Source organism: Mycobacterium sp. UM_Kg27 (assembly GCF_000972905.1).
Lineage (GTDB): Bacteria > Actinomycetota > Actinomycetes > Mycobacteriales > Mycobacteriaceae > Mycobacterium.
The window spans coordinates 1-22,106 of sequence record NZ_JRMM01000009.1 but is presented as its reverse complement, the minus strand read 5'-3'; the positions used below and the strand labels follow the sequence as shown (position 1 = coordinate 22,106).

Genomic DNA, 22,106 nt, shown 5'->3' with positions numbered 1-22,106 from the left:
CTCCCGGGGGTTCGCGCCCCGCATAGTCGGATGCCCCGCGGCCAGTATCTGGCTAACACAGTGGCGGAACCGCGCCGGAATTTGAGTACCGGACTTCCTGACGCCACGAGACGGCGGCCAGCCTAACGCAGCGCGGCATGCAACAATGTCGCCGGTAAGGCGATGACGAATGAGGAAGCCGGTGCGAATCCGGCGCGGTCCCGCCACTGTCATCGGGGAGCGACCCTCATCAGCCACGGCCCGCCACTTGTGGGGTTGGAAGGCGAGGCGAGCAGTGATCCGAGAGCCAGGAGACTCACGTCAACGCGTCCTGCGAACCGGGGCGGTGTACCCCGAGGAAGCTGACTCACGCTCATGTCCCGTGCGTTGCGGGTAGTTGCTGCGCTCCTGGTAGCGCTGGCCACCGCGCTGTCGTTGGCCGGCTGCTCCGGCGAACCCGCTTCCCGCACACTGCAAGCGCGTTCCGGCTGCATCACCGGCTTCGATCCGGCCGCCGACTACTTCCCAGACAAGTCGACGCTGACCGAAGCCACCAACTTCGCCATCACCTACCACGGCAGCTACCAGGTTCTGACGGTCAAGCGGCCCTACCTCGGCGGCAAGCCGATGTCGTGGGTGTTGGTGCGCTGCGGTGCGCCCCCGCCGACGCTGACCGGGGAGCTGGCGAACGCCCAACGGATCACCGTCCCGGTGCAGAGCCTCTACTCGGGCTCGACGACGCATCTGGCGATGATCACCGAACTCGGCCAAGCCGGCGTGGTCACCGGAGTGGCGAGCCCGGCAGCCGTCGCCGACCCGCAGATCCGTGCGCGCATCGACACCGGTGAGATCGTCGGCTACGCCCCCGGCGGGCAGATCAATATCGAGCGCGTGATCGGCGCGGGCCCCGACCTGCTGGTCACCGAGGGCATCGACGACCCCGGCTATCCCAAGCTGCGCGAAGCCGGCACCCCGGTGCTGGCCGACGCCGAATGGCTGGAACCGACCCCGCTGGGCCGCGCCGAGTGGATCAAGGTGTTCGCCGCGCTGACCGGGACCGAACGCCAAGCCGCGCAGGCCTACCAGGCCATCCGCGACCGTTACCGTGCCTTGGCGGCTCAAGCCGCCGCAACCAAGCCCGTCGAGGTCTTGGTCGGCACCATGTACTCGGGCAGCTGGTCGATGCCCACTGGCGAGAGCTACTCGGGGCGCCTGGTTGCCGACGCCGGCGGCACCTACCCCTGGCTGTCGGACACCGGCGCCGAGAACCGGCAACTGAACTTCGAGTCGGTGTACGCCCGTGCCGGCACCGCGCCGGTTTGGCTGATCACCGACGACTGGCACACCCTGGGCGATGCGGTGGCCCGTGACAGCCGCTACGGCGAGCTGACCGCGCTGCGGACCGGCCACGTCTGGTCGGCGACCAAGGCAATGACATCCCTTGGCGGCAACCTCTATTGGGAACGCGGCACGACGCGACCGGATCTGCTGCTCGGCGACTTGGTCGCGATCCTGCATCCCGAGCTCGCCGCCGGCCACGCGTTCGAGTTCTACCGGCGGGTGCCGCGTTGAAGCCGCGTATCGCCCTGGTGCTGACCGCGCTGAGCGCCGCGGTGGTCCTGCTGGCAGTGCTCGGGCTGGTGCTCGGGCCGGTGCGGGTGCCGGTGCTCGACACCGTGCAGGTGCTGTTCGGCGCCGAACCCTCCGACCCGCGCTGGCAGGTGATCGTGTGGAACATGCGGCTGCCGCGGGTGCTGACCGCGCTGGCCGCCGGGTCCGCGCTGGGCGTCGCCGGCCTGCAGCTGCAAACCCTATTCCGCAACACCCTCGCCGATCCCTACATTCTGGGCGTGAGCTCCGGGGCGAGCCTGGGTGTTGCGGTGGTCGTGCTACTCGGTGGGGCGGCCGCCGGCGGTTTCACCACCGCGGTGGCCGGTGCCAGCCGCGCCGCGGAAGTGATCGCAGCGGCCTTGGGGGCGGCGGCCATGCTCACGCTGGTTCTGGTGCTGTCGCGATGGACCCGCTCGGCGGCGACGCTGCTGCTGATCGGTGTGATGATCGGCGCGGCCAGCACCGCGCTGGTGAGCTTGGCGCTGGTGTACTCCGATCCGCAGCGGGTGCAGCAGTACCTGTTGTGGGGCCTGGGCAGCTTCGCCGGGACCGGTTGGGCCGATTTGGAGTTGCTGCTGCCGCTGGTGGCCGTCGGGCTGTTGACCGCGGCGATGACGATCCGGCCGCTCAACGCCCTGCTGCTCGGCGAGAGTTACGCGGCGACTATGGGCATCAACGTGCACCGGGCCCGGATCGTCACGGTCGTCTCCGCGTCACTGCTGGCCGGTGTGACGACCGCGTTCTGCGGCCCGATCGCGTTCCTCGGCCTGGTGGTGCCGCACGTGGCCCGCATCGTGATGGGCACCTCCGATCACCGGGTGGTGGTCCCAGCAGTGGTCTTGCTGGGCGCAATCGCCGCGCTGGCCTGCGGCATCGTCAGCCAGGTGCCCGGCAGCGACCTGGTCATCCCGATCAACGCGGTCACCGCGCTGGTCGGGGCGCCGGTGGTGATCGCCGTGCTGCTGCGGGCCCGCCGAGGATCGGGGTTGCCGTCATGACGCCACCGGCCGTCGAGCTTGCCGGCCTGGCGATCGGCTACCGCAGCCGGCGCCGGTCGACGACAGTGGCGACCGGGCTGGCAGCCCAGGCTCGCCGCGGCGAACTGACCGTGCTGATCGGGCCGAACGGCGCCGGCAAGTCCACCCTGATTCGCACCCTGGCGGGGTTGCAGCCCGCGCTCGGCGGACGAGTTCTGTTGGACGGCGCCGACCTGACCGCATTGCCCCGCGATGAACTGGCCCGCCGGGTCGCGGTGGTGCTGACCGAACGCGTCGACCCCGGGTTGTTGTCGGCGCGAGAACTGGTTGGGCTGGGCCGCATCCCACACCTGGGTCTGGGTGCTCGACTTCGCCCGGTCGATGAGGGGATCATCGACTGGGCGTTGGCGGCGACCGGTGCTCAGCATCTGGCATCGCGGCCGGCGGCCGAACTGTCCGACGGTGAATGCCAGCGGGTCCTGACCGCGCGGGCGCTGGCCCAGCAGCCGGGTCTGCTGATCCTTGACGAGCCGACCGCGTTTCTGGATGTGTCTTCACGGGCCGCACTGTTCGGTCTGTTGCGTGAGCTCGCCCGCGACCAGCAGTTGGCGGTAGTGCTGAGCACCCACGATCTGGAATTGGCACTGCGGGTGGCTGATCGGGTGTGGCTGATGGATCCGGCGGGCACCCTGGTGGACACCGTAGGCGAAGAGCTGATGTTGTCCGGGCGCATTGGGGACATGTTCGGCAACGACACCCTGCGTTTCGACCCGGCTAGCGGCATGTTCGAGCTCACTACCCGCGCCGACAGCGATGGCGCGGCACGCATCGCCCGCGTCGACGCTGCAGAGCCGTTGCGCTCCGCCCTGACGCGGGTGCTGTCGCGGGAAGGCTGGGACCTCGGCGAGCCCGCCGAAATCGTTTTCACAGCAACCGATCCCGCTGCCATCACGCTGCGTACCGCCGGCGGCAACCAGGCCATTGCACTGCGCGACCTAACGCAGCGGCTGCGCACTCTGCCCGCAACCTCGCATCGCTGCATCCCCCAGGATCGGACGCTGACGGCACTGGCCGAGTTGTCCACCGTCAGCTCCTATTTCGCGGTCTCGACCGGGGCCGCTGACGACGCCGACTGGCGTCCGGTGACGCAGCTCTACACCGACCCCGACCTGCTGGCCAGCGTGGTTGCCGGCGTGCAGGACCGCATCGGCGCATCGGATGTTCGCGTGGCGGTGTCCACCTTCTACCTCGGATATGCGGCGCGGCTGTGGTCGATCGGGCTGGGCGGGCTCGCCGAGCACGGGCTGCTGGTCGATCTGGATCCCGATCAACTCTGGTACTCCGACTGCGGCGGCAGCATCCGGCTTCACCTGCCGAACCCGATGGCCTGGCAGGGCTCGTCGGGCAATGAGGATCTGGAGCCGATGCTGGCCGAGATGATCCTGGCTGGGCACCTGACACCATTGGCCGCCGCGGTGCGCCGGCTCGGTCCGATCTCGCAACGACTGCTGGACGGCAATGCCGCCTCCGCAGCCCTGGGTGCCGCCCGCGCCCTGTGCTGGCATCACGGTGGAAATCTGGCGGACGAACCGAGCTGGGAACTCGCACGCAACATGTGCGAGACCGAATACCTTAACGGCACAGTATGTTTCGACGACTCCAGCACGGATTATCGGCGGACCAGCTGTTGCCTGTTCTATCGCACGCCCGGCGGCGGACTGTGCGGTGATTGCGCATTGACCCACAAGCCCCAGGTTCGCCTGAACCCATGAAGGAAGGGATTCCCATGACCGAGAGCACCGGCACCGTCGTCGCCGATCCCCCGATCGTCGACACCGAAGACCGCGGTCGCGAACAACGCTGGCCGCTGCCGACCGATCAGCAGAGCCTGCTGGATCTGCTGCACCTGTGCTTCGACGAGTACTGGAACGAGATCTGGTTCGGCATCATCATGGAAGGCGCGGCCTGGGAAGTGGCCGCACCCAACGCGCCGCGCAAGATCGGCATGCTCGACGGCTACGCCACCATCGACTTCGGCCGCTGGCACTTTCACCTGTGCATCGGCAAGCACCGGGCCAGCGGAAACGAGCTGGGCCGCATTCGGAGATGCACCCGCGCCGAGCTGTACCGGCGCATCGGCAAGGACGGCAACCCCCAGTCGTGGGGCGTGCGCCTGTTCAACGGGCGCGACGAGCAGATGATGACCGTGATGCTGCCGAACCCGTTCCTCACCAACGACCAGCAGATGCGCGACGAGCCCGAGTGGGGTCAGCTGGAGTTGTGGGACAAGCTGCGCGAGAAGTACCTGGGCCTGGGGCCGGACCCGCTGGACCGCGGCGGGAACCGGATCCGCTGCGGCGGTTAGCGAGACTCGACGAAGGAGAGCCGAAGCTGGACCGCCGCAACAAACCCGGCGGTTAGCGAGACCAGGCACCTAGGAGCAGTTGATTTTGCAGCCAGGGCTGTGCGCGGAGGGCGGGCACAGCCCTGGCTGCAATTGCAACGCCGCCGGTCCGGCTAGTCCGGCTCTGCCGGCCAGGTGTTGGGCATCATCGGGCTGATCGCCCCACCGCCGAACCCGTTGTCGGCCAGGGCGGTCAGCCCGCTCGGGCGCGCACTGGCCACCCGATGGGTCCCACCGGCGAAGCCGTGCGAACCGACGCCTCTACTCGAAGCGACCGCCCCCGCAAGTTCCCTCGGCTCCGGCTCCAAGTCCATATACTCATAGCCGCGGCCGAGCATGCCGACCTTGGCCTTACGCCGACGGCGCTGCGGGGCCTTCTGCTCCGCCGATTCCTCCACGGGCGCCGCCGCACTGTCCGGCTTCGGCGCCGCCTTCTTACGCGAGCTGGTGCCTGAGCCTCGATGAGCGCCCATGTCCAAGCCGCCGACCATGTACATGTAGGCGGGCATGGTGACCGACGGCGGTCCCGCCGGAGTCGGCGGCGGCGCTCCGGGCGGCGGTGGGGCAGCTGCTGCCGGTGCCGGCGCAGGGGCGGGCGCGGGAGCCGGAGCAGGAGCCGGAGCGGGAGCCGGTGCCGGCGGCGAAGCCATCGCCAGTCCCGGCGGGGGCGCAGGAGGCGGCGGCACCGCAGCGGCCAACGCATGATGTGCCATCGCCCCGATACCCAGACCGCCGATCACTCCCGCAGATCCGAGCACGGTCGTGCCGGCCATCGTGGCGGCCAGCGCCGGCAGCAACGCCGTCTGGGTGATCAGATAGTTCAGCGCCTGAATGGTGTTGCCGATGGTGGACGTGACGATCTCGACCATCGCCAACGGCACCACCACACCCAGCGCCTGGGGATTGAACAGCGCCGTGTACATCATCGCGATCACGTCGTCGATGATCACGATGCTGGTGAACGCGAAGTAGGAGCCGGGGTCCAGCGGCACCGAGAAGACATAGGCCAAACTGGCGGGGTTGAAGAAGCTGAACGGGTTGCCGGTCCAACCCAGCCAGGAACCGGGAACCGGCCACGGCGGCAACAGCGGCGAGCCGGCCTGCAGGCTGGCAAAGAAGTCTGCGAACGGATCGCCGAGACCGGTGTAGCCGATCTTGGCAAAGAACTCCTGCAACTCGACGTACAGCGGGTACTGGCTGCTGTCGGGATAGGGCGGGCTGGGCACCAGGCTTTCGAGCCATTTGGCGAAGTCCAGGAACCACTGCGGTGGATCCGGCGCGGTGTCCGCCGCGCTGCCGGGCGTCTTGAGCACCATCGGCGCCGGCTCGGTCTGGGCCGCCGCGGCGGTCGCGACCGCCGCGCCGGCTACCGCCTGATAGACGGTCATCACGGCTGCGGCCTGCGCCCACATCCGCGCGTAGTCGGCCTCGTTCAGCGCGATCGGAATCGTGTTGACACCAAAGAAATTCGTGCCCACCAACACCGCGTGGGTCACATGGTTGGCGACCAGCTCAGCCATGGTCGGCATCGCCGCGAGCGCGGCGGTGTAGCCCGCGGCCGCCGTCTCCTGCTGCGCCGCGGTGGCGGCACTGTTGGTGACGGCACGCAGCAGCCAGGCCAGATAGGGGGCGTTGGCGGCCACGAACGCCTCGGCGGACGGCCCCTGCCACGCGCCGGCCTGCACCGCACCCAGCACCGCCGTCAACTCATCGGCGATCGCGGCGTATTCAGTGCTCAACGCGCTCCACGCCGCAGCCGATGACAATAGTGGTCCGGCCCCGGGGCCGGCCGACAGTGACGTTGAATGTACTTCTGGCGGAGAGGCCATCCAGATCGGTGCAGTCATCGCGCACCGCCGGATGCCACCCGAAAAGGGCGCAACATGGGGGTTTGTCAGCTCTCTCGGGGTACACCGCCCCGGGTCGCAGGATGCGACGATGTGAGTGTCCTGACTCTCGGATCAACGCTCGCCTCGCCTTCCAGCTCCATCAGAGCCGTGGCAGTTGAGGGTCGCTCCCCGATCACAGTGGCGGGACCGTGCCGGATTCACACCGGCTTCCTGCACCATCGTTGCCGTACCGGGGCATTATCGCACGCTACGGCGCGCAACGCCCGGAAAGCGCGACTACACGCTGGCCCGGCCTGGGCCGCGCACTGCAGCGGCGACCGCGTCGGCCAGCGCGTCGACGTCGGCGGGGGCCAGCTCGGCGATGGTCACCCGCAGGCCCGCAGTGGCCCGAATCCGGAACCGCGCCCCCGGGGCCGCGGCCCAGCCTGCGGCGAACAACGCCGTCATCGCCACCGCCTCGTCGGGCACCGGGATCCATACGTTGAGCCCGGACCGGCCGTGCGCGATCACGCCCCGGTCGGCCAGCGCCGCGCACAGCCCGAGGCGGGCCGCGCGGTAGGCGGCTTCGGCCTCGGCCACCCGCCGCGTCGCTGCGTCGTCGCGCCACAGCTCGACAGCCAGGTTCTGCAGCAGGTGGCTGACCCAGCCCGGTCCCAGCCGCTGGCGACCCTGCACCCGTTCGACGGTGCGCTGGTCACCGGCCAGCACCGCCAGCCGCAGATCCGGGCCATACGCCTTGGCCGCCGACCGAATGAACGCCCAGTGCCGGCTCACGCCCGCCAGCGGATGCAACGGCACCCCGGCGATCGCCGCCCCGTGGTCGTCTTCGACCAGTAGCACCTCCGAATCTGCCAGCAATGCCCCTAGGGCATCTGCTCGCTCCGCCGAAACGGCTGCGCCGGTCGGATTTTGGGCGCGACTTGTCACCACCACAGCACGCACCCCCCGTTGCAGCGCCCGGGCCAGGTCGGCAGGCAGCGGGCCGTCGTCATCGACTCCGACCGGCTCCGGTGTCAGCCCCAGCGCGCCGAGCAGATCGAGCAGGTTGGGCCACCCCGGATCTTCGACGGCCACCCGGTCACCGGGACGCAGGTGGGCGCTGAGCACCCGCTCGATTCCGTCCAGGGCCCCGGAGGTGACCGCGAGGTGGTCGGCCGGTACACCGTCGGCGGCCAGCTCGGCCGCGGCATGCTCAGCCAGTGCCGACGCGATCGGCGGATGCCCGTAGAGCACCACCGGTCCGGGGCGCGCCGGCACAGCGGCGATAGCGGGCAACAGCGCCGGGTTGGGGTTTCCGGTCGACAGATCCCGCACGCCCGGCGGCACGGCCAGCCCGCGCAGCGAGCGCGGTGTGGTCGCCGGCCGATCACGCACCCGGGTGCCACGGCGACCGGAGCTTTCGACCGCGCCGCGGTCGCGCAACAGCCGGTAGGCGGCGGCGACGGTGTTCGGGTTCACCCCGAGCTGCTGGGCCAGCCCGCGGATCGGCGGCAGTGCGGCCCCGGGCGCCAACGCGCCGCGCGCGATGCCCTCCTCGACGCTCGCCGCGATGGCCTCGGCCCCCCCACCGGCAATGCTATATTGTACTGGCACATCTCCTATATTGCACTAGTACAGCGATGGAGGCAACCCCGTGTCCTACGCACCGACACCCCAGACCACCCCCACCCGGTATCGGGAACGGGCCCGCTACGACCGCGACACCGTGCGCCGCATCCTGGACGAGGCGCTGATCTGTCACCTGGGATACGCCCGCGACGGCCATCCGGTGGTGCTGCCGACCACGCACGCGCGGGTCGACGAGACGCTGTATCTGCACGGCTCCACCGGCAGCGGCCCGGTGCTGGCGGCCGGCCCGGGCGGTCTGCCGGTCTGCGTCACCGCCACCCTGGTCGACGGGCTGGTGCTGGCCCGCTCGGCGCTGCACCATTCGATGGCCTACCGCTCGGTGGTCGTCATCGGCGCCGCCCGCCTGGTCGATGACGAGGCCGAGAAGCGGCTCGGGCTCGACGCACTGCTCGATCACGTCGCACCCGGCCGGGCCGCCGACGCCCGGCCGCCCAACCGCCGGGAACTGGCGGCCACTGCGGTGCTGGCGCTCGACCTGGTGAAGGTGTCCGCCTCGGTGCGCGACGGCGGCCCCAACGACGAACCCGAGGACGTCACTCTGCCGTACTGGGCGGGAGTGGTCCCGCTGCGAATGGTCGCCGGACGCCCGGAACCGGCCGCCGACCTCGACCCGGCGATCGCGCTGCCGTCTTACCTGGAGTCTTACCGCAGACCGCGCTGATACTCCGGCATCCAGGTGCCCGGCGTCATCGGAGTGGTGGCACCGCCGCCGAAGGCGTCGGCCGCCAGGGCAGTGAGTCCACTCGGCAGCACGGCATCCGAGGCGTCGTCCAAGTCCATGTATTCGTACCCGCGGCCGAGCATGTCGGCCTTTGCGCGCCGCCGCCGGCGGGCCTTGACCTTCTCCTCGGCGACCACGGCGTCCACCGGCGCCGCGGCGGCCTCGGGCTCCGCGGCCTTGCGTCGGCGAGCACTGGTGCCCGCGGCCCGACGGGCCTGCTGGCTCGCGCCGGCGACCAGATACATCGCGGCCAGACTGTCCCCCGGGGTCAGCGGTGGTGCGGGCGGCGGAGGGAGCGCCGGCGGCGCTGCGGGCGGCGGCGGTGCAAGAGCGGGCGCCGGAGCGGGGGCCGGGGCCGGAGCGGGAACCGGCGGCGTCGGAGCGACCGTCAGGCCGGCGAACGGCGGGGGCATGACCGGAACCACCGGAACCGGAACCGCATGCAGCGCAGCCAGGCCGGACAACCCCGCCAATCCGGCCAAAGGCGCCGCGGCCAGTGGCGCCAATGCGGCGGTCAGCATCGGCAGCACAACCGGAATCAGCACCAGAGCCTGCTCCAGCAGCGTCTTGAGCAGCGCAACCACGTCGGTGATGATCGTGCCGACCGCTTCCACTGCGGTGAACATCAGCGTGAACGCGATGGTGCTGGGGTTACCGGAGGCGAACGCCGCCGCGATGTCGGCGCCGATGAAGGCGAAGGTCTGCGACAGGTAGGCGGCGAATGAGCCGAAGTCCATCGGATAGCCGATCGCGAACGCGAGGTTGTAGGGACTCAGAAAGCTCAGCGGGTTGCCCAGTATCGGCAGCCAGGGATCGAACCCGCCGAATAGCGACTGGAAGAACGGGTTGGCCGCCAGCTCGTCGATCATCGGCTGCAGCACATTGTTGTAGAAGTCGGTGTAGCCGCTGTTCTGCAGCCATTCCATGATCTCGTTCTGTCGATCGGGCGGGAGCTGCGGCTGGCTGGCGTCCGCGGACTGCGCCTTGACGATCTGTGGCGCTGCCGACGTCTGCGGGCTCGACGCCACCGCGGTGCCCGAGGCGGCCTGATAGGTGGTCATCACGGTGGTGGCCTGCAGCCACATCCGGCCGTAGTCGGCCTCATTGAGCGTGATCGGGATGGTGTTGACACCGAAGAAGTTGGTGGCCACCAGCACCGCGTGGGTGGCGTGGTTGGCCGCGAGCTCACCCAGCGTCGGCATCGCGGCCAGTGCGGTGCTGTAGGCGGCGGCCGCGGCCTGCTGGGCGGTGGCGGTCAGGGCGCTGACGACCCCGGCCTGGATCAGCCACGCCAGATACGGCAGATTCGCCGCGACATACGCTTCGGCGCTGGGACCCTGCCACGCCCCGGCCTGCACTGCCCCCAGCAGTGCCGTCAACTCGTCGGCGACCGCACTGTATTCGGCGCTCAGCGTGCTCCATGCGGCAGCCGACGCCAACAGCGGACCAGCCCCGGGGCCCGCCGACAGCAATGTCGAGTGGACTTCGGGTGGAGACGCGATCCAGATCGGCGCGGTCACGGTCGTCAGCTCTCTCGGGTTACCCGCCCCGAATCGGAGGTTGCGACGACGTGAGTGTCTGGCTCTCGGGTGAGGTCACTCCCCCGATGACAGTGGCGGGACCGCTCCGGAATTGAAGCGGCGGTCCCAGCTTCGGCTGAACCGCCGGATTCACACCGGATTCCTACATCGTCATCGCCTTACCAGCGAATTGTCGCACGCCGGACTCCCTGACCACCGCCGACTGCGAAATCCAGCCCCCCAGGCACCGGGTAATCTGCCGACCGTGTCCGATCCGGTGAACACCCCCACGATCTGCCTGAACATGATCGTGCGCGACGAGGCCCACATCATTGCGGAGGTGCTGAGCGCCACCGCGCCCTACATCAGTGCGTGGGTGATCGTCGACACCGGCTCCCAGGACGGAACCCAGCAGGTGATCCGCGACCACATGGCGGCCCTGGGCATTCCGGGCGAGCTCTACGAACGGCCCTGGCGCAACTTCGGGCACAACCGCACCGAGGCACTGACCCTGGCGCAGGGCCGCTGCGACTACATCCTGGTGATCGACGCCGACGACACGATCGTGGGCACACCCGATTTCACCGGCCTGGACGCCGATATCTACGAGCTGCGGATCCGGCAGGAAGCCGTCAGAGGCTGGCGCCCGCAGCTGTTCCGCGACGGGCTGCCGGTGCGCTACGTGGGTGTGGTCCACGAGTACGTCGAATGCGATGAAGACCACGTCATTTCCCGCCTCGACCGCGACTTCGCCATCGAATCGCGGCGGCTGGGCGCCCGCAACCTGGACCCGCAGAAGTACGCCCGCGACCGGGATCTCCTACTGGCCGAGGTCGAACGCAATCCCGAGGACTCGCGGTCGGTCTTTTATCTGGCGCAGAGTTGCTTCGATCTGGAGGATTACGCCGCCGCAGTCCCCTGGTACGAACGGCGGACTCAAATGGGGGGCTACGACGAAGAGGTCTACTTCTCGCTGTACCGCAAAGCCGGCGCCATGGAGGTGCTCGGCGAACCGTGGCCGGAAGTGCAGGCCGCCTACCTACGGGCCTGGGAGTTTCGGCCGACCCGTGCCGAACCGCTGTATTGCCTCGCGTTCGCCTACCGCTCCGCGGGGCGCTACCAGCTCGGTCACCTCTTCGCCAGGCAAGCCGAGCAGATCCCGATGCCCGACGACAACCTTTGGGTCGATGCGGGGGTCTACAACTTCCGCGCGACCGACGAGCGCGCGGTGTGCGCGTCGTGGCTGGGCAACCACGACGAAGCGTTCACGCTGTGCCGGCGCCTGGTGGCGCGCACCGACGTTCCCGACGACGAACGGCAGCGCATCGAATCCAACCGAGACTTTTCGGTTCCGGCCATGCTTGAGGCAGCCTCGAGCTACCCCGAAGCGGTGGTGCACACCCTGGCGGCCGGGCCGCCCGAGGCTGAGGTGACGGTCAGCCTGCGCACCGGGTCCGATCGAGCCCGCACCGAGCAGACCCTGAACTCGTTCCTGAACTGCTGCCTGGACGTGGCGCGCGTCGGACGCTTCCTGGCCATCGACACCGGCCTGACAGCCGAAGATCGGGTGCTGCTGGCGCAGCGGTATCCCTTTCTGGAGTTCACCGATCCGGGTACGGAGATCAGTGCCGGGATCGGTGGCCGCTACTGGTTGCGGCTGGACTCCGGCTGGCGGTTCTTTGCCCCGGAGAACCTCATCACCCGACTGACCGGCGGACTGCACGCCGAACCGCAGGTGTTCCAGATCGGCATCAACTTCACCGACGCGGTAAAGCTGACCGGCACCTGCGCCGCCGAGGACACTGTGCGTCGCTCCCCCGATACCGGCCGCTACCTGCTGACCGACCGTGCTGCCACCGGCCCGGCGATGTTCGACACCACACGACTGGGCCACGTGGACGGCACCGCCACCCTCGACGAGGTCCTCTGCATCCTGGAGTGAGCCCGCCGGCAGTTCGGCTGCCGAGTCAGTCCTTGGCGTCGATCGCTGCGTTGAGCGTCCGGCTGGGCCGCATGACCGCCGACGTCAGGTCGTGGTCCGGCGCGTAGTAGCCGCCGATGTCCACCGCCTTGCCCTGCACCACGTTCAGCTCATTGAGGATGGCGTCCTCATTCTTGTCCAGGGTGTCCGACAGGGCGGCGAAATGCTTGGCCAGTTCGGGGTCCTCGGTCTGGGCAGCAAGCTCTTCGGCCCAGTACTTGGCGAGGTAGAACTGGCTGCCGCGGTTGTCGAGCTCGCCGGTCTTGCGCGACGGACTCTTGTTGGCGTCCAGCAGCTTGCCGATAGCGGAGTCGAGAGTCTTTCCCAAGATTTTGGCGTGGACGTTGCCGGTCTTGGCACCCAGGTCGTCGAAGCTGGCGCCCAGCGCCAGGAACTCACCGAGCGAGTCCCAGCGCAGGTGGTTCTCCTCCACCAGCTGCTTGACGTGCTTGGGGGCGGAACCGCCCGCGCCGGTCTCGTACATCCCGCCGCCGGCCATCAACGGCACGATCGACAGCATCTTGGCGCTGGTGCCCAGCTCCAGGATCGGGAACAGATCGGTGAGGTAGTCGCGCAGGATGTTGCCGGTGGCGGCGATGGTGTCCTGACCGCGGATCAGCCGCTCCAGGGTGTACCGCATGGCCCACACCTGCGGCATGATCTGGATCTCCAGGCCCTCGGTGTCGTAGTCCGCCAGGTAGGCCTTGACCTTCTTGCGCAGCTCCGCCTCGTGCGGCCGCTCGGTGTCCAGCCAGAACACCACGGTCATGCCCGACGCCCGTGCCCGCTGGACGGCCAGCTTCACCCAGTCCTGGATGGCCGCGTCGGTGACCGTGCACAGCCGCCAGATGTCGCCGGCCTCCACCTTCTGGGTCAGCAGCACCTCACCGGTGGCCAGGTCCACGATGTCGGCGACGCCGGATTCGGGGACCTCGAACGTCTTGTCGTGGCTGCCGTACTCCTCGGCCTTCTGCGCCATCAACCCGACATTGGGGACGGTGCCCATGGTGGCCGGGTCGAACTGGCCGTGGGTCTTGCAGAAGTTGATCAGCTCCTGGTAGATCCGCGCGAACGTCGACTCGGGGTTGACGGCCTTGGTGTCCTTCTGCCGTCCGTCGGCGCCGTACATCTTGCCGCCGGCCCGGATCATCGCCGGCATCGAGGCGTCGACGATCACATCCGAGGGCGAGTGGAAGTTGGTGATGCCGTTGGCCGAGTCCACCATCGCCAGTTCGGGGCGGTGCTCGTGGCAGGCGTGCATATCCTCGATGACCTCCTCACGCTGGGAGGCCGGCAGGGTCTCGATCTTGTTGTAGAGGTCGACCAGACCGTTGTTGACATTGACGCCCAAGTCGTCGAAGAGCTTCTGGTGCTTGGCGAATGCGTCCTTGTAGAACACCTTGATGGCATGGCCGAACACGATCGGGTGGCTGACCTTCATCATGGTCGCCTTGACGTGCAGGGAGAACATCACACCGGTCTTGCGGGCGTCCTCCATCTGCTCCTCGTAGAACTCGCGCAGCGCGCGCACGCTCATGAACATCGAGTCGATGACCGTGCCGCTGAGCAGCGACACCTTCTCCTTGAGCACCATCGTCTTGCCGCTCTTGGTCGTCAGCTGCATCTTGACGTCGCGGTCGCGGTCCAGCGTCATCGACTTCTCACCGTGATAGAAGTCGCCGTGGCGCATCGTCGCCACATGAGTGCGCGAGGCCTGTGACCACTCGCCCATGCTGTGCGGGTGCTTGCGCGCGTACTCCTTGACCGCCTTGGGCGCGCGACGGTCTGAGTTGCCTTCCCGCAGTACCGGGTTCACCGCACTGCCCAGGCACTTCGCGTAGCGGTCGTGAATGTCGCGCTCAGCGTCGGTCTTGGGGTCCTCGGGGTAGTCGGGCAATTTGTAGCCCTTGCCCTGCAGCTCCTTGATGGCGGAGACCAGCTGCGGCACCGAGGCGCTGATGTTGGGCAGCTTGATGATCGTGGTGTCGGGCAGCTGGGTCAGCCGGCCGAGTTCGGCAAGGTTGTCCGGCACTCGCTGGTCTTCGGTCAGACAGTCCGGGAATGCGGCCAGGATGCGGGCCGCAAGCGAGATGTCACTGGCTTGGACGTCGATACCCGCGGGCCCGGTGAAGGCCTGCACGATCGGCAGAAACGAGTACGTCGCCAACAGCGGCGCCTCGTCGGTCAGCGTGTAGATGATGGTCGGCTGGTCGGCGCACATGGCTGTTCTCCCGGCGTCAGGTCTGAGGTGTTCGATTGTCCCGCGTTGTACACGGCGGCATCAGTATCGCGCACCGCTCCGCGGCGCTCGCCGCCGGTGAGCAGGTGGCGACACCTCCATGGGATGCGATAGGCTGCGTCACGGTCATGAGTGCCAGCGCGAAGCCCCGGCTTGCTGGCCGGCAACCCTCCAACCGCGGTGGGGTGCCCCGGGTGATGACCGGGTTGAGTAGCCACTATCGGCTACGCGGCAAGCGCGGGTCCGCCACAACGGGCCCCCCGAGTAGACAGGGGAACCTGATGCGTGCCTCCTTGCGCCCGCTCACCCGTTGCTGTTGTCGCTGAACCCACGCCTGATCCGCACGTCACCCAGCGACAACACACCGAGGAAACCATTCAGCAATGACCGCCGACAACAACATCGACCCCAGTTCGCACTGGTCGTTCGAGACCAAGCAGGTCCACGCGGGGCAGGTACCCGACGCGGCCACCAACGCCCGAGCGTTGCCGATCTACCAGACCACCTCCTACACGTTCAACAACACCGAGCACGCGGCCAAGCTGTTCGGCCTGGAGGAGCCGGGCAACATCTACACCCGGCTGATGAACCCGACGACCGACGTCGTCGAACAGCGGATCGCCGCACTCGAAGGCGGGGTCGCCGCCCTGCTGGTGTCCTCCGGACAAGCCGCGGCCACCTTCGCGATCCTCAATCTCGCCGGCGCAGGCGACCACATCGTGTCCAGCCCGCGCCTGTACGGCGGCACCTACAACCTGCTGCACTACTCGCTGGCCAAGCTGGGCATCGAGACCACCTTCGTCGAAGACCCCGACGACCTGGAGTCCTGGCGGGCGGCGGCGCGGCCCAACACCAAGGCCTTCTTCGCCGAGACCATCTCCAACCCGAAGATCGACGTGCTGGACATCCCGGGTGTGTCGGGCGTGGCCCACGACAACGGTGTGCCGCTGATCGTCGACAACACCGTGGCCACCCCCTACCTGATCCAGCCACTGGCCCACGGTGCCGACATCGTGGTGCACTCGGCCACCAAGTACCTGGGCGGCCACGGCTCGGCGATCGCGGGCGTGATCGTCGACGGTGGGAACTTCGACTGGACGCAGGGCCGCCACCCGGGGTTCACCACCCCCGACCCGAGCTACCACGGGGTGGTCTTCGCCGACCTGGGCGCGCCGGCGTTCGCGCTGAAGGCCCGCGTGCAGCTGCTGCGCGATCTGGGCTCGGCGGTCTCGCCGTTCAACGCCTTCCTGATCGCCCAGGGTCTGGAGACATTGAGTCTGCGGGTCGAGCGTCACGTCGCCAACGCCCAGCGGGTCGCGGAGTTCCTGGAATCCCGCGATGACGTGCTGAGTGTCAACTACGCGGGCCTGTCGAGCTCGCCGTGGCACGCAAGGGCCCAGCAACTGGCGCCCAAGGGCGTCGGCGGCGTGCTGTCGTTCGAGCTCGCCGGCGGTATCGAGGCGGGCAAGGCATTCGTCAACGCACTGAAGCTGCACAGCCACGTCGCCAACATCGGTGACGTGCGCTCGCTGGTGATTCACCCGGCGTCGACGACGCACGCCCAGCTCAGCGCCGAAGAGCAGCTGGCCAGCGGTGTCACTCCGGGCCTGGTGCGGCTGGCGGTCGGCATCGAGGGCATCGCGGACATCCTGGCCGACCTCGAACTCGGCTTCGCCGCGGCCTCGGCACAGCTCGGCGACTCGTCGGCGCTGGCGGCCCGTTGAGGCGGTCCCCGGTGACGATCTCCGACGTGTCCAGGCAGCTGCTGCCCGCCGAGGGAGAGACCGGCGTGGTCGCCATCGGGTCGCTGACGCTGCAGAGCGGCGCGGTGCTCGATGACGTCCACATCGCCGTTCAGCGCTGGGGCGAGCTGTCGCCCCAGCGCGACAACGTCGTCATGGTGCTGCATGCGCTGACCGGGGATTCGCACGTCACCGGGCCCGCCGGGCCGGGCCATCCCACCCCGGGCTGGTGGGACGGGGTGATCGGCCCCGGCGCTCCGATCGACACCGACCGCTGGTGTGCGGTGGCCACCAATGTGTTGGGCGGCTGCCGCGGGTCGACCGGCCCGGGATCCCTGGCCCGCGACGGGAAACCTTGGGGCTCAAAGTTTCCCGCCATCACAATTCGCGACCAGGTCGAGGCTGACATCGCCGCGCTGTCCGCGCTGGGTATCACCGAGGTGGCCGCCGTGCTGGGCGGTTCGATGGGTGGCGCCCGCGGCCTGGAGTGGATGGTGGGCCACCCGGATCAGGTCGGCGCTGGCTTGCTGCTGGCTGTCGGCGCCCGGGCCACCGCCGACCAGATCGGCACCCAGAGCACCCAGATCGCGGCCATCAAGGCCGACCCGGACTGGCAGGGCGGCGACTACCACGGCACCGGCCGCAGTCCCGACGCCGGCCTGGCCATCGCCCGGCGCATCGCGCACCTGACCTACCGCGGTGAGGCAGAGCTGGACCTGCGATTCGCCAATGCTGCCCAGGACGGGGAGGATCCGGCCGACGGTGGACGCTACGCGGTGCAGAGCTACCTGGAACATCAGGGCGACAAGCTGGTGTCGCGGTTCGACGCGGGCAGCTACGTGGTCCTGAGCGACTCGCTGTCCAGCTACGACGTGGGCGCCGGGCGCGGTGGGGTGGCCGCAGCGTTGCGTGGTTGCCCGGTTCCCGCGGTGGTCGCCGGGATCACCTCGGACCGGCTGTACCCGCTGCGGTTGCAGGCCGAGTTGGCCGAGCTGCTGCCCGGCTGCGACGGACTGCAGGTGCTCGACTCCGACTGCGGACACGACGGCTTCCTGCTGGACACCGCCCGAGTCGGCGAGCTGATCCGCCAGACCTTGGACTTGGCGAGCTCGGCGCGGGAACGCCGACGGTGAGCCCGTCCGAGCAGGGCCGCCGCGACCGCTCATTGTCGTTCGGGTCGCAGGCCGCCGCCTACGAGCGGGGCCGTCCGTCCTACCCGCCGGAGGCGATCGACTGGCTGCTGCCGCCGGGCGCCCGCGACGTCCTGGACCTGGGCGCCGGCACCGGCAAGCTCACCGCCCGGCTGGTGGAGCGCGGCCTGGACGTGGTGGCGGTAGACCCGATCGCCGAAATGCTCGAGGTGCTGGCCAGCGCCTTGCCGGACACCCCGGCGCTGCTCGGGTCCGCTGAGCAGATCCCACTGCCGGACAACAGCGTCGACGCGGTGCTGGTGGCCCAGGCCTGGCATTGGTTCGACCCCGCTCGGGCCATCCCCGAGTTGGTCAGGGTGCTGCGGCCCGGCGGCCGTCTGGGACTGGTCTGGAACACCCGCGACGAACGGCTGGGCTGGGTAAAGGAACTCGGCGCGATCATCGGCCGAGAGGACGCCCGCGACGTGGTCGACGCCGGGGTGAGTCTGCCCGCGCCGTTCGGCGATATCGAAAGCCACCAGGTGGAGTGGACCAACTACCTGACGCCGCAGGCCGTGATCGATCTGGTCGCTTCCCGCAGCTACTGCATCACCTCACCGGACGCGGTCCGCACCAAGACACTGGACCAGGTTCGCAACCTGCTGGCCACCCATCCGTCGTTGGTCGGGTCCACCGGACTGGCACTGCCCTACATCACGGTGTGCGCCCGGGCCACGCGCTCGGATTCCTAGCGCCAGCAAGTGTTTATGCCGGCCGGCAGTGGGTATGCCGCTTCGGTCGGCCGGAACCAGGGGGCCCTACGGTTGGCACCTGACATGGCCCCGGCCGTCCGAAGGGCCAACCGATATGACTCGCCGCCTGACTCCACATTTCGCTGACGTCCAAGCCCATTACGACCTGTCGGATGACTTCTTCCGGCTCTTCCTGGACCCGACCCAGACCTACAGCTGTGCCTACTTCCGGCGCTACGACTTGACGCTGGAGGAAGCCCAACTCGCCAAGATCGATCTTTCACTCGGCAAGCTCGGCCTGCGCCCGGGCATGACCCTGCTCGACGTGGGCTGCGGTTGGGGCGCCACCATGGCGCGGGCGATCGAACGGTACGACGTCAACGTGGTCGGTCTGACACTGAGCAAGCACCAGGCCGTCCACGTGCAATCGATGTTCGCCGCGATGGACTCCCCACGCAGCCGACGAGTGCTGCTGGCCGGTTGGGAGGAGTTCGACGAGCCGGTCGATCGGATCGTGTCGATCGGGGCGTTCGAGCACTTCGGCTACGACCGCTACAACGACTTCTTTGCGATGGCCCACCGGGTGATGCCGAGCGACGGGGTGATGATGCTGCACACCATCTGCGGCTTGTCCCCGCAACAAATGGTCGAGTACGGAATGCCGCTGACGGACGACCTGGCGGCATTTCAGATCTTCCTGATGACCGAGATCTTCCCCGGCGGCGAGCTGCCGTCGGTGGCGCTGGTCAAAGAGCACGCCGTCAAGGCCGGGTTCACGGTGAACCGGATCCAGTCACTGCAGCAGCACTACGCCATGACCCTGGACCACTGGGCGCAGGCGCTGGAAGCGCACGAGTGCGAGGCCATCGCGCTTCAGTCCGCAGAGGTCTACGAGCGCTACATGCGTTACCTGACCGGCTGCGCCAGGGAGTTCCGGGAAGGCCGCTTCGACGTCAACCAGTTCACCTTGGCCAAGTAGCCGCAGACAAAGCCCTTCGGGCGAAGGCGATTACCGCTAGGCGCTGAACAAGTCGGCAAAGTCGTCGGCGATCGACGGGAACGCGCTCATCACGCTCATCAGTTCGAACCCGATGGCTGTGGGGATCAGTCCGGCGTCGGCTGCGATCGGCATTCCGATGGCGTTCGTCAGGGTGGTCAGCAGGTCGTCGCCGTTGCCGAATGCGTTGAAGAACATGCTGATGTCGTAGGCGGGCATGGTGGTCAGCAAGGCGTTGACGATGTCCGCGGTCGGCAGCAGCACCGAATACAGCGTGGAGGCCGCACTGGAGAACGCGTTGACGACGTCGAGCAGACTGGGCAGCGCGAAATCTAACGGCGATCCGAGTGCGTCGGCCGGATTCCCCAGCGACAGGTGCCCGAGGTCGTAGATGAAGTCGTTGAAGCCATGCTGCGCGCCCTGCCACAGCGAGTTCAGCAGCGTCATGATGTCGATGTCCGGGAACACGCCGTAGGTGGTGAGCACATTCGCCGGGCCCTGGTCCCAGCCGCCATGGGTCAAGACGCCGTCGACGTAGGTGTCGACGTTGCCGTAGCCCAGGTCCACCAGGATCCGGGTGACGGGCTCCAGCAGGTCATACAGCGGCTCGCCCAGTACCGGGATTCCCAGCAGCGGCTGCAGCAGCGGAAGGATCTCCGTCGGAATCATGTAGTAGTCGGTGTTGAGGGCGGCCGAGGCGCCGTCGGGCAGGGTCAGCGGCCCGTCGTAGTTGGTGGATCCCAGCAACAGCTGTGCGCTGTCCATGGAATCCGGCCGGCTGTAGCCGGGGCCATGCACCAGCGCGATCCCCAGCACGGCATTGAGCGTCGACAGAAAGTTCAACGGATAGCGCGGGAAATCGGCGAACCCGTCGTATTCGGCGATATAGATGTCGGTCGCGTAGGGGGTGTCGGGGGTGGCCCCGTAGAAGTCGATCCCCATCGACGGGATGTACAGCGGGACTTCGGGAATGGCGAAGCGCGACAGCAGGCCACCGTTGGGGAACATCTCATTGGCGATCAAGACGAACGACAACTGGTCAGGGTCGGGGGCATTGCCGGAGCTGAGCAGCTGGTTCATCTCCAAAGACGAGATGACGGCGCTCTGCGAGACGCCGTAGACCACCACCTGGTCGCCGGCCGCGATGCGGTCGCGAATCGTCGCGTCGAGCATCCGCACACCCTGATCGATCGAGGTGTCGAGTGGCAGGCTCTTGACCCCGGTGCCCGGGTACAGGCCTTCGGGGGTGAACACGCCCTGCATGGTGTAGCCGTCGTACCCGAGGTGGGAGAGGAATTGATCCGCCCAGTGAAAGTCCCACGTCCCCGGGATGGGGGTTCCGGTGCCACCCATGACCAGGGCGACGTTGTCGAGCAGCGCCACCTCGGCGGTCACCGTGCGCGCCTCGGAGATCGCGGACGCCATGGCCGGCGTCATGACCGGTGCAGCGATCACCGCGGCGGCGCTGGTCGCGGCCACTGCCGCAACTCCCAGAGTGTGAAACGTGGGGCTTACCTTCATGGCGACCTCCGACCGGCGCAGGACGGCTTATTGCCTTGCAGCACCGTAACGCTTACATGATGAAATCCTGAAGTAACTCTGAATAACTCAAACTTTCTACTGTAGAAACTTCCATCGACCAGGGCTTTTCTCCGAGCCGACGACCATAATCCAACTTATGTTGCTAGCCGTCCGGATTTGGAGAGGAAACACCAAGGTTGGACCGGCAGGTCCCGGCCCTGAGCCTCGACTCGGCTCAACGTCCCGAAATGGCGTCATCGGCCGGGACGAGATAGCGCCGTAGGCAAACCGTGACCCGGCCGACTCGCCGGTGTTACCGCTTTGATGCAGGATTTCAACAAGAACGTTCGGACAAATCCCGGGCTCCGCTCGGCGCCGGACCATAACGAGGGGGATGCATGCGAGGCTTCATGAGCAAGACGGGGGCGGGCCTAGTAGGTCTGATCGCCACCGCGGGATTGGCGGCACCGGCGCAGGCAAGCCCGGTAGACACCTCGTTCCTGTCCGATCTGGCCGGGGCCGGCGTCCCGGTCGGTGACCCCGCCGCAACGGCTGCTCTGGGCCAATCCGTGTGCCCGATGCTGACCGAACCCGCCGGCACCGCCGCGTCGGTGGCAGCCCCAGTCGCGGGCCTGGGCGGCGGACCCAGCATGTCGCCCCAGATGGCGCAGATGTTCACCGAGATCGCCGTGCAGATCTACTGCCCCCAGATGCTCTCTCAGCTGGCCAGCGGACAGGTGCCGGATCTGCCGCAGATCCCGGGGATGTCGGTCGGCATTCCCGGCCTGTCCGGTGGAGTCCCGGCCATTCCCGCTATCCCCGGGTTCTAGCCGCGTGACACGGCGCCAGGCTCGAGGCAGCTGACCGGGAGACCTCAAAACGGCTCCCGTTTTAGAACTTTCCGAATGCAAGCGCCACATTGTGGCCGCCGAATCCGAAGGAGTTGCTGATCGCGTACCGGTAGTCGCCGGCCCGTGCATCACCGGCGACTACCGGTACGCGATCAGCAACTCCTTCGGATTCGGCGGCCACAATGTGGCGCTTGCATTCGGA

Annotated in this window: 16 protein-coding genes, 2 pseudogenes and 4 riboswitches; of the genes and pseudogenes, 12 read left to right on the top strand and 6 right to left on the bottom strand. The window is 68.2% G+C overall.

The genetic code is table 11. From position 1 onward, the window contains the following. Positions 1–146 precede the first annotated feature (146 nt). Positions 147–298, top strand: a riboswitch (cobalamin riboswitch). 56 nt (positions 299–354) lie between these two features. Genes LI94_RS02735 through LI94_RS02720 form a run of 4 tightly spaced genes read left to right on the top strand, consistent with a single transcriptional unit; the run spans position 355 to position 4,932 of the window. After that, positions 355–1,551, top strand: coding sequence for an ABC transporter substrate-binding protein (locus LI94_RS02735; RefSeq protein WP_046300223.1), 1,197 nt, complete (start codon positions 355–357; stop codon positions 1,549–1,551). Next, a complete protein-coding gene (locus LI94_RS02730) occupies positions 1,548–2,588 on the top strand; it encodes an iron ABC transporter permease (protein ID WP_046300222.1) in 1,041 nt (346 codons plus the stop codon). The genes LI94_RS02735 and LI94_RS02730 overlap by 4 nt, the downstream gene beginning before the upstream one ends. After that, a complete protein-coding gene (locus LI94_RS02725; RefSeq protein ID WP_046300221.1) occupies positions 2,585–4,339 on the top strand; it encodes an ATP-binding cassette domain-containing protein in 1,755 nt (584 codons plus the stop codon). The genes LI94_RS02730 and LI94_RS02725 overlap by 4 nt, the downstream gene beginning before the upstream one ends. 14 nt (positions 4,340–4,353) lie before the next feature. After that, positions 4,354–4,932, top strand: a complete 579-nt coding sequence (locus tag LI94_RS02720) for a hypothetical protein (RefSeq protein WP_024441973.1) — start codon at positions 4,354–4,356, stop codon at positions 4,930–4,932. A 152-nt stretch (positions 4,933–5,084) separates the two neighbouring features. Here the strand turns inward: LI94_RS02720 and LI94_RS02715 are convergent, their stop codons facing one another. Further along, the gene (locus LI94_RS02715; RefSeq protein WP_046300220.1) at positions 5,085–6,818 is read right to left on the bottom strand and encodes a PPE family protein; all 1,734 of its coding nucleotides are present in this window, start codon (positions 6,816–6,818) and stop codon (positions 5,085–5,087) included. Between the two features lie 97 nt (positions 6,819–6,915). Beyond that, a riboswitch (cobalamin riboswitch) is annotated at positions 6,916–7,032 on the bottom strand. 65 nt (positions 7,033–7,097) lie between these two features. Next, positions 7,098–8,414, bottom strand: coding sequence for an aminotransferase class I/II-fold pyridoxal phosphate-dependent enzyme (locus tag LI94_RS02710; protein WP_024441975.1), 1,317 nt, complete (start codon positions 8,412–8,414; stop codon positions 7,098–7,100). A 40-nt stretch (positions 8,415–8,454) separates the two neighbouring features. Here LI94_RS02710 and LI94_RS02705 point away from each other — a divergent pair, with 40 nt between their 5' ends. Next, complete coding sequence (locus LI94_RS02705) at positions 8,455–9,111, top strand: pyridoxamine 5'-phosphate oxidase family protein (protein ID WP_046300219.1); 657 nt, start codon at positions 8,455–8,457, stop codon at positions 9,109–9,111. On the opposite strand, the gene LI94_RS02700 is transcribed toward LI94_RS02705, so the two are convergent. Beyond that, positions 9,093–10,691 carry a PPE family protein gene (locus tag LI94_RS02700; RefSeq protein ID WP_024441977.1) on the bottom strand — a complete coding sequence of 533 codons (1,599 nt, stop codon included), beginning with the start codon at positions 10,689–10,691 and terminating at the stop codon, positions 9,093–9,095. The genes LI94_RS02705 and LI94_RS02700 overlap by 19 nt on opposite strands. Before the next feature lie 31 nt (positions 10,692–10,722). Then, positions 10,723–10,909, bottom strand: a riboswitch (cobalamin riboswitch). Positions 10,910–10,956: 47 nt separating this feature from the next. On the opposite strand from LI94_RS02700, the gene LI94_RS02695 reads away from it, so the two are divergent. Continuing rightward, positions 10,957–12,633, top strand: a complete 1,677-nt coding sequence (locus tag LI94_RS02695; RefSeq protein WP_052739857.1) for a glycosyltransferase — start codon at positions 10,957–10,959, stop codon at positions 12,631–12,633. Between the two features lie 25 nt (positions 12,634–12,658). On the opposite strand, the gene LI94_RS02690 is transcribed toward LI94_RS02695, so the two are convergent. Beyond that, positions 12,659–14,893 (bottom strand): NADP-dependent isocitrate dehydrogenase, encoded by a 2,235-nt coding sequence (locus LI94_RS02690; RefSeq protein WP_046300218.1) that lies wholly within the window; start codon positions 14,891–14,893, stop codon positions 12,659–12,661. 142 nt (positions 14,894–15,035) lie between these two features. Continuing rightward, a riboswitch (SAM riboswitch) is annotated at positions 15,036–15,155 on the top strand. A 139-nt stretch (positions 15,156–15,294) separates the two neighbouring features. On the opposite strand from LI94_RS02690, the gene LI94_RS02685 reads away from it, so the two are divergent. From LI94_RS02685 to LI94_RS02670, 4 genes are all read left to right on the top strand, one after another. Then, positions 15,295–16,635 carry a bifunctional o-acetylhomoserine/o-acetylserine sulfhydrylase gene (locus tag LI94_RS02685; protein ID WP_024441980.1) on the top strand — a complete coding sequence of 447 codons (1,341 nt, stop codon included), beginning with the start codon at positions 15,295–15,297 and terminating at the stop codon, positions 16,633–16,635. 11 nt (positions 16,636–16,646) lie between these two features. Then, on the top strand, positions 16,647–17,786 hold the full coding sequence (locus LI94_RS02680; RefSeq protein WP_024441981.1) for a homoserine O-acetyltransferase: 1,140 nt from the start codon (positions 16,647–16,649) through the stop codon (positions 17,784–17,786). Continuing rightward, complete coding sequence (locus tag LI94_RS02675) at positions 17,783–18,535, top strand: class I SAM-dependent methyltransferase (protein WP_024441982.1); 753 nt, start codon at positions 17,783–17,785, stop codon at positions 18,533–18,535. Before LI94_RS02680 ends, LI94_RS02675 begins: the two co-directional genes overlap by 4 nt. A 115-nt stretch (positions 18,536–18,650) precedes the next feature. Beyond that, the gene (locus LI94_RS02670) at positions 18,651–19,514 is read left to right on the top strand and encodes a cyclopropane mycolic acid synthase family methyltransferase (protein WP_024441983.1); all 864 of its coding nucleotides are present in this window, start codon (positions 18,651–18,653) and stop codon (positions 19,512–19,514) included. A gap of 36 nt (positions 19,515–19,550) precedes the next feature. Here LI94_RS02670 and LI94_RS02665 read toward each other — a convergent pair whose 3' ends face one another. Beyond that, positions 19,551–21,053 (bottom strand): PE-PPE domain-containing protein, encoded by a 1,503-nt coding sequence (locus LI94_RS02665; protein ID WP_036457621.1) that lies wholly within the window; start codon positions 21,051–21,053, stop codon positions 19,551–19,553. 410 nt (positions 21,054–21,463) lie between these two features. Here LI94_RS02665 and LI94_RS02660 point away from each other — a divergent pair, with 410 nt between their 5' ends. Continuing rightward, positions 21,464–21,883 (top strand): DUF732 domain-containing protein, encoded by a 420-nt coding sequence (locus LI94_RS02660; RefSeq protein WP_051190228.1) that lies wholly within the window; start codon positions 21,464–21,466, stop codon positions 21,881–21,883. Between the two features lie 61 nt (positions 21,884–21,944). Here the strand turns inward: LI94_RS02660 and LI94_RS24360 are convergent. Next, positions 21,945–22,052 (bottom strand): annotated as a pseudogene (locus LI94_RS24360) (hypothetical protein); the annotation flags it as partial. Here LI94_RS24360 and LI94_RS24355 point away from each other — a divergent pair. Further along, positions 22,008–22,106: pseudogene (locus LI94_RS24355) on the top strand (hypothetical protein); the annotation flags it as partial. The pseudogenes LI94_RS24360 and LI94_RS24355 overlap by 45 nt on opposite strands.